General features: G+C 45.0%; 12 protein-coding genes. 7 read left to right on the forward strand and 5 right to left on the reverse strand.

The window, feature by feature from the left end:
• Nucleotides 1-195 precede the first annotated feature (195 nt).
• On the forward strand, nucleotides 196-810 hold the full coding sequence (locus DRW07_RS00895; RefSeq protein WP_124026005.1) for a hypothetical protein: 615 nt from the start codon (nucleotides 196-198) through the stop codon (nucleotides 808-810).
• Between the two features lie 11 nt (nucleotides 811-821).
• On the opposite strand, the gene DRW07_RS00900 is transcribed toward DRW07_RS00895, so the two are convergent.
• Nucleotides 822-2048, reverse strand: a complete 1227-nt coding sequence (locus DRW07_RS00900) for a threonine/serine exporter family protein (protein WP_124026006.1) — start codon at nucleotides 2046-2048, stop codon at nucleotides 822-824.
• Between the two features lie 237 nt (nucleotides 2049-2285).
• Between DRW07_RS00900 and DRW07_RS00905 the strand changes: the two genes are divergently transcribed.
• On the forward strand, nucleotides 2286-4232 hold the full coding sequence (locus tag DRW07_RS00905) for a S9 family peptidase (protein ID WP_240630468.1): 1947 nt from the start codon (nucleotides 2286-2288) through the stop codon (nucleotides 4230-4232).
• A 224-nt stretch (nucleotides 4233-4456) separates the two neighbouring features.
• Nucleotides 4457-5497 (forward strand): ribosome small subunit-dependent GTPase A, encoded by a 1041-nt coding sequence (gene rsgA / locus DRW07_RS00910; protein WP_124026007.1) that lies wholly within the window; start codon nucleotides 4457-4459, stop codon nucleotides 5495-5497.
• Between the two features lie 222 nt (nucleotides 5498-5719).
• Here the strand turns inward: rsgA and DRW07_RS00915 are convergent, their stop codons facing one another.
• Both DRW07_RS00915 and DRW07_RS00920 read right to left on the reverse strand, forming a co-directional pair.
• The gene (locus DRW07_RS00915) at nucleotides 5720-6418 is read right to left on the reverse strand and encodes an alpha/beta fold hydrolase (RefSeq protein ID WP_124026008.1); all 699 of its coding nucleotides are present in this window, start codon (nucleotides 6416-6418) and stop codon (nucleotides 5720-5722) included.
• Between the two features lie 147 nt (nucleotides 6419-6565).
• Nucleotides 6566-7222 carry a DUF4097 family beta strand repeat-containing protein gene (locus DRW07_RS00920; RefSeq protein WP_124026009.1) on the reverse strand — a complete coding sequence of 219 codons (657 nt, stop codon included), beginning with the start codon at nucleotides 7220-7222 and terminating at the stop codon, nucleotides 6566-6568.
• A 158-nt stretch (nucleotides 7223-7380) separates the two neighbouring features.
• Here DRW07_RS00920 and DRW07_RS00925 point away from each other — a divergent pair, with 158 nt between their 5' ends.
• The 4 genes from DRW07_RS00925 to cdd all read left to right on the forward strand — a co-directional run bounded on the left by DRW07_RS00925 (nucleotide 7381) and on the right by cdd (nucleotide 9139).
• On the forward strand, nucleotides 7381-7683 hold the full coding sequence (locus DRW07_RS00925) for a PilZ domain-containing protein (protein ID WP_165870352.1): 303 nt from the start codon (nucleotides 7381-7383) through the stop codon (nucleotides 7681-7683).
• A 10-nt stretch (nucleotides 7684-7693) separates the two neighbouring features.
• The gene (locus DRW07_RS00930) at nucleotides 7694-8362 is read left to right on the forward strand and encodes an AAA family ATPase (protein WP_124026011.1); all 669 of its coding nucleotides are present in this window, start codon (nucleotides 7694-7696) and stop codon (nucleotides 8360-8362) included.
• Entirely contained in the window at nucleotides 8349-8654 is a 306-nt protein-coding gene (locus DRW07_RS00935) for a ribbon-helix-helix domain-containing protein (protein WP_124026012.1), read from the forward strand. Before DRW07_RS00930 ends, DRW07_RS00935 begins: the two co-directional genes overlap by 14 nt.
• An 80-nt stretch (nucleotides 8655-8734) precedes the next feature.
• Entirely contained in the window at nucleotides 8735-9139 is a 405-nt protein-coding gene (cdd, locus tag DRW07_RS00940; RefSeq protein ID WP_124026013.1) for a cytidine deaminase, read from the forward strand.
• 329 nt (nucleotides 9140-9468) lie between these two features.
• On the opposite strand, the gene DRW07_RS00945 is transcribed toward cdd, so the two are convergent.
• Both DRW07_RS00945 and DRW07_RS00950 read right to left on the reverse strand, forming a co-directional pair.
• Entirely contained in the window at nucleotides 9469-10971 is a 1503-nt protein-coding gene (locus DRW07_RS00945; RefSeq protein WP_124026014.1) for a tryptophan halogenase family protein, read from the reverse strand.
• Nucleotides 10968-11987, reverse strand: coding sequence for a cupin-like domain-containing protein (locus tag DRW07_RS00950; RefSeq protein WP_124026015.1), 1020 nt, complete (start codon nucleotides 11985-11987; stop codon nucleotides 10968-10970). The genes DRW07_RS00945 and DRW07_RS00950 overlap by 4 nt, the downstream gene beginning before the upstream one ends.
• Nucleotides 11988-12008 lie beyond the last annotated feature (21 nt).

Here is a 12008-nt window from a genome sequence, read left to right on the forward strand (position 1 = left end):
GTTTTTGATGCTGTTATCTATCTTTTATAACAGAGTATGTTCGCAGTGTTGCACACTTGAATTTAAAAAACAATAAAGCAAATAACGTTTATTGTATTTTTGTTTGCAGTAATATTGTTTACATAAATATAAGTAAAATAGAAAAGTCGCGTATGATTTGCTACTCTTGACCGGTATTTACGCTTAGGTACTTGTATGACCAAATTGGAAAAAGCACATCGAACTAAAGACCTGCGAGACTATTTGTTGTCTGACAAGGTAACGGAAGATTCTGCCGAGTTTATTCCCATGCAAGGGGTGATTACCTTGCTGGAAACAACCATGCCCACAATCCGCAAGCGGATAGAGTTGGGTGAACTGAAAGAAAAAACGTTTTTCTTGAAGCAGCCTGAACGCAAAACATTTCTCGGTGTAGAAGCGGGGGGAGTAAAAGTGCTGCTTAAAGTGAAAATGCAGCGTCGAGAGATAATTCGCAAGGCCGTCTTTGAAGCAGCCAAAAATCAAACCCAAATTACCTACACTGACTTGTTGAATCTGGCAGATATGCGCTGGGACTCGCCGCCTGACAGGTTGTTTTGCAGCCGCGTGTTAAACGAGTTATCGAATGAAAGTTACGATGACACTATCGACAGCGGTATCGGTATTATGATCAGTGCTGTTGTGATAAGTCGCAATGAGCACATGCCAACCCAGAGTTTCTTTGAACATGCCGTAAAGCTCACGTTAATGCATGAAATTGGTGACAGAGAGTCACAGCTGGAATTCTGGCATGAGCAACTGGCGCTCGTATACAGCCACTTTGGCAGCTAATCAGGCTACGGTTATAGGGCCTTTTTACTTGGGTAGGCTACGTTTGCAAAAATCAGCCCGGCTACCATAGACATAAAGATTAAAAACGTTTGTTGGCCAATATGCGGTGCAGGTATAAAGTCATGCCCTGATATCAGTGAATTCAGACCAATGTAGGTTTTTGAACCCGGTACGAGAATAATTAACCCCTGCATAGTCACAATCGTTGCCGGTGAATCGGCAAGTCGTGAAAACAGGTTAGCATACACACCCACTGCAAACGCGCCAACAAAAGTACCTAGCGCATAATCCAGATATTGGGCACTCCAATAGGTTATCCCCCACGCAATAAAACCGCACAGTAAAGACCAAAGAATATGCTTGGCGCGAATGCGAAAAATCGGAATAAGCGAGGCACACAACATCATGATTGCTATCCATGCCCACCACTTTGCTGGTGCTTGTGGTTGAACAAATTCCTGTATACCAAAGACACCCACACCAATCGTGACACCAAAAAAAGCACCAAAATAGAGCTTAAACAGCATCATGAGGGCGTCCATAATACGCGCTGTGCCTGAAACTAAATGACGTGCTGAGAGCTCGGCCAATCCTAGAAATAATGCCAGCCCCGGCATAAATACAATGAGCGATGAAAGTACTACTAGCCAAATATTGACACCTGAATCAATACTGTGGCTAATGGCTACCGCTAAAAAACCCGTAGTGAGTGCTGAAGCCGGTTCGACCATAGTAGCTACGCGTTTTGATTTTCCTGCCCAAAGTACCCAAAAATAGGCCGTTAATCCTAGTAAACCTGACCAGAAAACATCATTCCAGCTGGTACCCATGAGTAGTGCAAAGGCGGCAGAGGCCGTTGCAAATGCGGCGCCGATAATAGTTTTATTGTAAGGGTGGGGTGCGTTATCTATTACATCCAGTTGCTTATCGGCTTCCTCTAGGCTGAGTTTGTCGGCGAGTAACAAAGACACCAACTCATCAGTTTTTGACAGTGAACCCAAATCCAGTTCGCCAGGTTGAACTCGCGCAGCGTGGGTGTACTCATCCTCATGCTTATCGCTCCAGATAACAAAAGTCAGTGAGGTAGGCGTTGTGATGTAGGACGCATGCAGATTTAAGTATGACGCCACTTCTAACAGGTGTGCCTCTTGGCGATAAGCGGGCGTGCCATACTTGTGCAGCATCTTGCCAAGTTTGACGATAAATTTTCTTTTCTGTACAAATTCTGCGGTGTTCATATGAACTACTCAAACGGTATAAGGGCTAACACAAGTCAAATTTTGAGGCGCGATTTTATTTTCACAAACGGGAGATCACAAAGCAGAAATATTGTGCGCCACGCATTACTTTAAGTAATGTATCAGTCTTGGTCATTTAGTCAGTCTTGTCACTTGGTTTTGTAGCAACGACCTGTATATACTGACTTTGCGAGATCATTCAAACGTAAACTCACAATTAACTCCGCTGGAGAGACCATGAAAGGATTTAAAATAGCATCGTTTGCGCTGTTAGCTATGGCTGCCCTGAGCGCCTGTAGCGACAATAAAACAGAGCAAGTGGCACAAAAAGACGTTGAACCGCAACAACAAAAACAACAACAAAAAGTGATGCCAGAAGGACTTCAGACTTACTCTGCAGAAGCCTTCTATGAAACCAAATCGATTTTTGGCAGTTCAATTAATCACGATGGCACAGCAGTACTGGTATCAAACGACGAAAGTGGCGTATTCAATGCCTACAAATATCCACTTGATGGCTCTGCGCCCACGCAATTAACCGCCTCTACCGACGATGCTGTTTGGGTGACAAGCTGGTTCCCAGAAGATGACAGGATTTTGTATTCGTCTGATCAGGGCGGCAATGAGTTGAGTCATGTATATGTACGCAATCTCGATGGAAGTATTACCGACCTGACGCCAGGCGACAAACACAGAGCGGGTTTTTATGGCTGGCATGAAGACAAAAAGCACTTTTTCGTGGCAACGAACGAGCGCGACCAAAAAGCCATGGATTTGTATCAATACAGTATTGAAGATTTCTCTCGCGAAATGGTATTTGAAAATACCGACGCCATGAATCTTTCAACAATCAGTGATGATGGGCGCTGGGTAGTGTTGCAAAAAGTCTTGAGCAACCGTGACAACGATATTTATCTTGTCGATTTGAACAGTGATGACAATGCCCTCATTCACGTCACTCCCCATGAAGGTTATGTGAGTCATAGTGTGTATACTTTTACTCCAGACAATAAAAAACTCATCTTTGGTTCAAATGGAGAGGGTGAATTTCAACAAGCCTACAGCTACGAATTAGAAACCGGTGAAGTTGCACCTGAATACGCTGCGGACTGGGACGTATCCTTTTTCTATTATTCGGAGAATGGTAAGTACCGTGTTGCGGGTATCAACGCTGATTCGCAAACCAAGCTAGATATCGTTAATACGGAAACGGGGGCGCCATTAGTGCTCAATGGTCTTCCTGAGGGTGACCTTCGCGGTGTCAGCTTCTCTGATGATGAGGAGAGAATCGTCTTTTATATCAATTCTGATGTGTCACCTTCCAATCTGTACACCTATGATATCGAGGCAGCCAGTGCAAAGCGCTTATCAAATTCTTTGAATCCTGAAATACAGGAGTCACATCTGGTTTCCAGTGAGGTTGTCAGATTCGAAAGCTTTGATGGCGTTGAAATACCTAACCTGTTGTATAAGCCACACAAGGCAAGTGCTGACAATAAAGTGCCAGGCATCATTTGGATCCACGGTGGACCAGGCGGTCAAACACGCAAAGGTTATAATGCGGTTATCCAGCATTTGGTTAATCACGGTTATGCCGTATTAGGTATTAATAATCGCGGTTCGTCTGGTTATGGTAAAACCTTTTTTCACTTAGACGACAAGCGTCATGGTGAGGATGACCTGCAGGATGTGGTATACGGTAAAAAGTATTTACAGTCACTCGACTGGATAGATGATGAAAAAATTGTTGTTATGGGTGGCAGTTACGGCGGTTATCTGACAATGGCAGCGATGGCATTTACTGACGAGTTCCAGCTAGGTATCAATATTTTTGGCGTGACCAACTGGGTCAGAACGTTAGAGAGTATTCCACCTTGGTGGGAGTCATTCCGAGATGCGCTTTATGATGAACTTGGCGACCCTGCTGTAGACAAAGAAAGACTTACCCGAATTTCCCCCGTTTTTCACGGCGATAAAGTGCAAAAGCCTGTACTTGTTGTGCAAGGCGCGAATGATCCGCGCGTGTTGCAAGTGGAGAGCGATGAAATGGTAGCGGCCATTCGTGCCAACGGTGTCCCTGTGGAGTACGTCCTGTTTGATGATGAAGGTCATGGCTTCAGTAAAAAAGCGAACCGTATTACCGCCCAGAATGCGTATTTAGATTTCCTCAAGAAACATTTGTAATACACTCCCGCATCAAAAAAAGCGAGCCATATGGCTCGCTTTTTTGTTTACTTTATTTGTAGTACGTTTACACTTCACCGTGTATGTATAACGGTTAGGAGAGATTGATGATTGTAGTAAACCTAACCGGGTATCAAATCTAAACACGTATTTGTCACCCGGTTTTCGCCGGGGCCATTCAAGCCCCCTTTAAGAATAATTACTGGTTTAATTATGGGTTTGCTATGACAAATTTTAGTATTTTAGCCACATTTGGGTGGCGTCCTTTTTTTCAACAACAACTTTCTCTCGACGAGTGGGAAACTGCACAGCCCGTGCGTGTAACCGCTCAACACAAATCGCGCCTCGTTGTCACATCTGACCAAGGCACGCAAACGCTGCCGATCACACCCGCTATGCCGGCTATAACAGTCGGCGATTGGCTGTTACTCGACGATCTCGGAACGTTTGTCCGCATTTTGGCTCGACAGACATGTTTTAAGCGCAAATCACCCGGTAGTAAAGTGGAGTCGCAACTGATTGCTGCCAATGTAGATGTAGCGCTGATTGTATGCTCGCTAAATGACGATTTCAGTTTAAATCGAATTGAACGCTATTTGGCCTTGGTGCATGAATCAGGAGCAGAGCCTGTAGTTGTGTTGAGTAAAGCTGATCTGAGTGATGACACTGTTCACGCTATTGAACAGGTTCAGGCTTTGAGCCCTTTACTGAGTGTCATATCGCTGGATTGTCGTTCTTCTCAAGCTCGTGAAGCACTGCAAGACTGGCTTATCGAAGGAAAGACATTGGCCGTGTTAGGGTCTTCTGGCGTAGGAAAATCAACGTTAATCAATACCCTTGCAGGCGATTGCCTTCAAGCTACTGGCAGTATCCGAGAGGATGATGACAAAGGGCGGCATACCACAACACATCGCGCCTTGTTAACAATGCCAAGCGGTGCATTATTGCTGGATACGCCAGGTATGCGTGAGCTACAGCTTGCCGATTGCGACGCGGGTTTAGAGACAACGTTTGCTGATATCACCGCGCTGGCAGAACACTGCAAGTTCAGCGACTGCCAGCATCAGGGGGAACCAAACTGTGCGGTTCAGGCGGCTATCACTAGCGGTGATATTGATCAACGTAGGTTAGATAATTACCTAAAGTTGCGTAAGGAAGAGAAGTTCAACACGGCTTCTTTAAGCCAGCGGCGAGCGGCAGACAAGGCATTAGGTAAATATTACAAACGCACACTCAATGCGGCACATACGCTTAAAGGTAGATAGACATTCTCTACTTTCTTAGACGCATGGATGCGTCTTCTGATTGGCATGTCAGCGACAGCGTTAAGCCAAGTACCACAGAGCCCGTAACACACGTAAGAAGCAGCACAGTCATAATTATTCTCAGGTCATACACCGTTATAATGAGTGTAGCGAGTAGCCGGTTTAGTTAGCCAATAGGTTTTATTGACCCGGTCCATCACTTTTTTTGATATATCAGCTGTGCTATGCCAAAAGTTGGTTCAATGCCGCTGATACCTGTGCAGTCTGCTCAAGCGGTGACAAATGTCCACTGGCTGTAATCTGGTGAAATGCTGAAGCAGATAGTTGTTGGCTGACGGCCTGCATATCAGCAAACGGCGCTATTTGGTCGTGTTCAGCGGCTATCAAATTAATCGTAATGTTTGTAGCAGCAAGTCGAGATACAAGGTTAGGGCGTTCAGAGGTGGCTTGAAAATGGTACTTGAGTACCGCGCCACCCAAATCGTGCTCCATCTCCCTGTTGACTGCCACTGCCTTTTCAGCGTGAGGACCCTGCCGCCACAGCAATTGCGACTGGCGAGCATCTGACATTGGCCTAAATCGCCCCTTTTCAAGTGCTGCTGCCATTTGCTTTCTTTGCTTAATATCGGCCTGGGTAAGTCCAGCAGGGTTGTAGCCAACCAGTGTTAAAGACGCAACCTGCTCAGGATGCTCAAGTGCGTAGAGACTGGCAATAAAGCCACCCATGGAAAAACCCACCAAGTGAACCGTATCAGAGCCCACTGTATGCTTTGTCATGCCGAGCATCTGCTCGCGAGATTCAGCCCATTGCAAAGGCACATAGCGTCTGTCTGCCATATCCATTTGTTTCCACACCGCAAACCAGACCCTTTCGTCACATTGCGTACCTGGAAAAAATACAGTAGGAGTGGAAATAGTCATAGGTTGCTAACAATGCTTCATCGGCAGATAGAGGTTATGACTAAGTATACGGCATGTTGAGGTGAATTTATAAGAAAGGGTTCGAATACTGTGTTCGGTATGCCAAGCAGCAGATTGCTGAGCCCTCTGCTGCTCTGGTCTGGTTAGCTATTGCTGATAGCGATACTCTACCTTATCGAGTAAATGATCTGGAACATCCAACTTTACCTTTCGATACAAAATAATGCTGCCGTCTACCGTTACATCACTGTCTATAGTGAGTTTAGGAGAATTAGAGTCGCTCCAATCGTTGTCGCTATTACTCTTTTCAAACACAATGTCGCCACTTACTCTGGTTGCATCAGCTAAGCTGATATCGCCGTTAACAGTGCCAATATCATCGCCTACAATGACCTGTGCCAATGATATATCGCCATTCACGGTTTCGATATCTCTGCCCACTTCCGCACCATCTGAAAATTGAATGTCGCCATTTACCGTTGAAATACTATGTTCAACAAATAAGTCTGATTTGGCCTCAATATCACCATTCACTGCACTAATGCTCTGAATACGAACCCCGTAACCCATAGTAATGTCGCCGTTTACTGTTGAGATGGAGGCCGCAGTGACACTGTCACCTAATTCAATGTCACTATTGAGTGCAGATAATTCACCCACACTTCTGCCATCTTCAATATGAACATCATCAAACATATCAGACACGTCTTTACCATGGGCATAGACATTCATGTGTATAGCGCCAAGGGTAATGCCTACGGCAAAAAAAGAAACTAAAGGTTTTAGTCGTTGAGCGTTTTTCATCTTTGATTTCTCCATCATTCTGCACTGTTTTGTCGCAGTGCTTGATGGGAAGGTTTAAATCATGGGTTAAAAAATCGTCTTTTCTTTTCTTTTTCCAGATTTTTTCTATAGTTAGAAGCGATGACTGTCGATATGCTGCAATAAAAAGGAGAAGTGACATGTCTGATCCCGGCTTTTCGGATCGGCGTGCGTCTGCACGACTTGATATGGAACAAGAAGTAATCTCACTTTCTTGGACCGATGAGAATAACCAACGCCATGAACACAGCGTGGTTTGTTCTGATGTTTCCAGGGGCGGACTAAAACTGTTGCTTCCTGAACCCTTGCAGGTTGATTCGATTGTTGATGTGCAACTCACGCCGGACAATGTGTCTGCGAAAGCTTTCAACGCAACAGTTGTGCGATGTATACAGCGACAAACCAACGAGTTTGAAATAGGTTTGCAGTTTATTCAGAAATAATGGTGATTATATGATTGTACTTGTTGGAGGCGAAAAAGGGGGGAGCGGCAAGAGCTGCCTTGCACAAAATGTTGCTGTGTATTTTGCTAAACACAAAAAGGCGAGCGTACTCATGGTCGACTGCGATCCTCAGCGAACATCCTCTGATTGGATCCATGCGAGAAATGAGCATCCAGAATTGCCCACTATTAATTGTATTCAGCTGTATGGAAAAATTCGCAACGAGTTGATCAGCCTAAATAACAACTATGACGTCGTCATAGTCGATTGTGGCGGACAAGATAACCTTGCTTTGCGTGCGTCAATGAGTGTGGCTGAACACGTTATTATTCCACTGAGACCTAAGCGCAGAGATCTCAAAACTGTGCCCCATATGGAGGATATTTTAACAACTTGTAAAATGGTTAATCCGAAAATGAGAGCCTCGTTTGTTATCACCCAGTGCCCTGCATTACCCAGCCAGGCAAAGCGCATATTAGAGGCAAAAGAAGTGTGTGAGTCGTTTGGTATTAATGTACTAGACGCCATTACTTACAATCGCAATATTTATGACGACAGCGAAGAAAATGGCATGTCTGTGATGGAGCTAGATGAAGGTGGAAAAGCTGCAGACGAAATAATCGCAATCGTTGAAGAAATGCTGGCGTTTGACCCAGGTTTAAGTCATGAGTTTAACTGACTTAAAAAAGAAACAGGGAAGCAAGCAAAAACCTAAACTGAGTGTGGACGAGTTCATTAATGATGCTGAGGCGTATGCCAGAGGAAAGTCAGTTATTGAGTCTGCGCAACAGGAAAGTCATGGTCATCATCGCAACTTTAAATTGGCAACCTTTACACTGAGCCCCAGCAGTATAGAGCAATTGAACGTATTGGCTAAAAAATCCGGCATAGCAAAGTCGCGGCTGATCAGAATAATGATCGAAAAATATTTTCATGAAGAAATGAGTAAACCGTTCGACGCCGATATCTGAAAGCACCGAGTAAATTTGATCGGTAATCAGTTGGCGGGTAGGATTGTTGGCCTTTTAACTTTTTTGCTCAAGGAACCTACTTGTCAAATTCAGAGACAGAGCACATCCAAGCATTGGTTGACGCTGCCCAAGCTGCCCAAAAACAGTCGTATTCCCCTTATTCGTCATTTCAAGTGGGGGCCGCTATCTTTGCAGATGACGGTAATACTTACTCTGGCTGCAACATAGAGAACGTTGCCTACCCGTTAGGCCAGTGCGCTGAAGCCACGGCAATAGGAATGATGATTATGCAGGGAGCAAAGCGTATTGAAGACATCATGATAGCCAGCCCGAATGATCAGGTGTGCCCACCCTGTGGTGGTTGCAGACAAAAGATCAGTGAATTCGGCACTGCTGAAACCAAAATACACATGGTGACGCGATCTGGTGAAGTGAGCACAGTCACCTTAGGTGAGTTGCTGCCACTGGCATTTGATTCATTGTAATTATTCGGGTTTCTCTTTAAGGTGCATGGCCAAAGAGCGCTCGTAGAGACCGTTCTCCTTAAAAGCTGTAATAGCGTTATTTAACACATCTCGTTCTTCGACCCTTTTTGCATTCATAATGAATGATGCTGGCACTATACTGGTCGGCGCAGGGCTTCGGTAAAAAGCACGCTGATTAAAAGGTTTATTTAAATGGCATGATGGTTTTTATCTCTACCTCTAATGAGACCATGCCTTAATAGTAGGACAAAGCGTTAATAAATAAAGCTGGTAGCGGTATGAGTTTGTCAGGCTTTCTTATCGCATTGAAAACTTTCTATGTCGCTAAACTAAAGCAAAGCACTGTGAGGTTTAAAATTAAGCCCGCAACGGCGCAGAAAGTCGGCAACGTTATCAAGCTCTAGCTGATAACTTTTTGGGTCAGGCACTTGCCGCAAAGGCTGATTAGGGAATACGCCATATCCAGCCAGCAGACAAGCCCATGACTTGGGGTTATAACTACCATATAAGTTTCGCTGGTACATTTCTGCTGCAAAATTACCGCTGTTTTGCCATAGATGGAGTATCGCTTTAAGGCGTTCAGATATATGCGGATTAGCAGCATTGTCGCGCCAGTATTCTGTGTCGCTGCGCTGATTGGCCTTATAATGACAAACTACATAATCTCGGATACCGTCAAAGCGCTTGTTGATGTCCTGATTAAATACATCTTCGTATTGGTTTGTAAATCCGCCTTCCTGATAGCAGTTTATGAACTGCAACACTGTGTTAAGCGACAGAGCAATTGCAGTGGCTTCAAGTGGCTCGATAAACCCTTGAGACAAGCCAACAGCGACACAGTTTTTATGCCAATGCTTTTCAACACGCCCCACTTTCATACTTAAATGGCGTGCTTCCGTATCAGAATCTAACATACCAAGATGGGCACGTAATTCGTGCTCTGCCTGGGTGCTGTTTATGTAATCTGAACTGTAGACATAACCATTGCCAAAACGGTTCTGCAGTGGAATTTTCCATGCCCATCCGTTGCTAAGCGCAGTAGCTTTTGTTTCGACAGGCAAGGGGCTACTGATCGGGGTGGCTAAAACCACGGCTGCATCATTGAAAAGGTTCTCTTTGAAGCTTTTGAATTCGACGTGAAGCGTATCCTGGAGTAATAATGACCGAAAACCTGAGCAATCAATAAACATATCAGCGGTAATGGATTCACCGTTTTCCAGCACTACCTGATGAATTGCGCCAGAGGCTGACGTGAGCACATGCGATATTTTTCCCTCGACGCGTTTTACTCCACGTTTTTTGGCTGTTTCAGTAAGAAACTTGCCAAGTAACCCTGAGTCAAAGTGATAACCAAATGCAACGCCAAATGGAAAGCTGTCATCAGGTAGCGGGCCAAGATGATGCTGCGACAAAAAGCTCTCAAGAAAATAGCGGTCTGGTCGTGCATCGACATCAAAACCCTGCATACGAGCCTGAATATTTTTGAAAAATAAAGGGACGGTAAATGGATCGTCAACCTGTGTTTCAAACGGATGAAAATAGCTGTCATAGCCAGGTTTGTGCGACCAGCCAGAAAAGGTAATGCCATTTTTATAAGTCGCATTGCACTGTGGCATCCATTCATGATCAGCTATACCAATGGTTTCAAAAAACAGTTTGAGATGTGGTGTACTGCCTTCGCCCACACCAATAATGCCAATGTCATCAGACTCGATGACGGTCACGTCAAAGTCAGGAAGTTTGCAGGCGATAAGGTTGGCGGCTATCCAGCCAGCAGTGCCACCACCGACAATAAGGATGCTATGTTGCTTGGAGGAAGGGGATACGTTCATTGTTGGAACTTCTCAATAAAAAATTCTTTTGCCATTCGAAGGAGGTCATCATCAATCTCGCCAAGGAGTTGAAGCTGGTGCTCCGGGATATATGACGCGGGGTCGACGCCTTGTCTAAACACATAATGATCAAACATACATTGCCAGGCAGCCCGCTGTTGTTGGTTCATGTTACGCATAGCAAAAATCGCCATTTTCAAACTATCAGTGAAACTGGGCGAGGTGGCGTCTTTTGCAAATGACCCATTCCACCAGTAATTCATTAGGCCGTTTACATCGCTTAAGGATTCGACGTGATGCCACCATAACATGGGAATGAAAATCGCATCTCCTGGTGCCAGTTCGGCCTGGTAGGCTTGCTGCATCGCCTGTTCAAAGCGAGGGTATTTACTCAAGTCAGGGTGATGAAGGTCGACTAGGCTGACGGGCACACCCGCGGGTGTCACTTCAAGAGGGCCAGGATACAGATTGCTGGTCTGATCGGGGGCAAACAAGGTGAATCTGCGTTTTCCGGCAATTACACAGGCAATATTATCGGTTCCATCAAAATGCGTATCTACAATTCCCTGATTGCCCAGCCACAATCGGGGCGGTGTATCAGGGAAAAAGTTAGCGGTGTTGTCCTTTTCAAAACCTGGCAACAATACATGTGCCAACGCGCTTTGCATAGACAGAGCAGGGCAATCAGGCCGTCCTTTGAGTTCAAGTAAACGCATTAAAAATCTGTCCAGTCGCTCTTCGCCACTGGCAAACGTAAAACCCGTAAGGTCATCATTGTAAAAAAAGCGTCTATTGGCACTTTTAGGGGCCATAGACAGCATGACCTTGTCGCCTTGATAGAAATTGCACAGGTACTCAATGAAAGTCTGGTCGGCAGCCTTTGCTGCTTCCACTACTGGCCATGATTTCGCAAAATCACGGATGACCACGGGGTGTTGCGCGGGGACTATCTCGCTGAATAATTGTTGCTCAGACAAGTCTGTATATTCAGCAACGTGTTTATATTGAGTAGTCATAATATTGGCTTCATGGTTATT

The organism is Paralteromonas sediminis (assembly GCF_003820355.1).
Taxonomy (GTDB): Bacteria; Pseudomonadota; Gammaproteobacteria; order Enterobacterales; family Alteromonadaceae; genus Alteromonas_F; species Alteromonas_F sediminis.

Excerpts from the sequence above, each read along its gene's own strand:
- DRW07_RS00895 (WP_124026005.1), top strand. The coding sequence starts at position 196 with ATGACCAAATTGGAAAAAGCACATCGAACTAAAGACCTGCGAGACTAT.
- DRW07_RS00900 (WP_124026006.1), bottom strand. The coding sequence starts at position 2,048 with ATGAACACCGCAGAATTTGTACAGAAAAGAAAATTTATCGTCAAACTT.
- DRW07_RS00905 (WP_240630468.1), top strand. The coding sequence starts at position 2,286 with ATGAAAGGATTTAAAATAGCATCGTTTGCGCTGTTAGCTATGGCTGCC.
- rsgA (WP_124026007.1), top strand. The coding sequence starts at position 4,457 with ATGACAAATTTTAGTATTTTAGCCACATTTGGGTGGCGTCCTTTTTTT.
- DRW07_RS00915 (WP_124026008.1), bottom strand. The coding sequence starts at position 6,418 with ATGACTATTTCCACTCCTACTGTATTTTTTCCAGGTACGCAATGTGAC.
- DRW07_RS00920 (WP_124026009.1), bottom strand. The coding sequence starts at position 7,222 with ATGAAAAACGCTCAACGACTAAAACCTTTAGTTTCTTTTTTTGCCGTA.
- DRW07_RS00925 (WP_165870352.1), top strand. The coding sequence starts at position 7,381 with ATGTCTGATCCCGGCTTTTCGGATCGGCGTGCGTCTGCACGACTTGAT.
- DRW07_RS00930 (WP_124026011.1), top strand. The coding sequence starts at position 7,694 with ATGATTGTACTTGTTGGAGGCGAAAAAGGGGGGAGCGGCAAGAGCTGC.
- DRW07_RS00935 (WP_124026012.1), top strand. The coding sequence starts at position 8,349 with ATGAGTTTAACTGACTTAAAAAAGAAACAGGGAAGCAAGCAAAAACCT.
- DRW07_RS00945 (WP_124026014.1), bottom strand. The coding sequence starts at position 10,971 with ATGAACGTATCCCCTTCCTCCAAGCAACATAGCATCCTTATTGTCGGT.
- DRW07_RS00950 (WP_124026015.1), bottom strand. The coding sequence starts at position 11,987 with ATGACTACTCAATATAAACACGTTGCTGAATATACAGACTTGTCTGAG.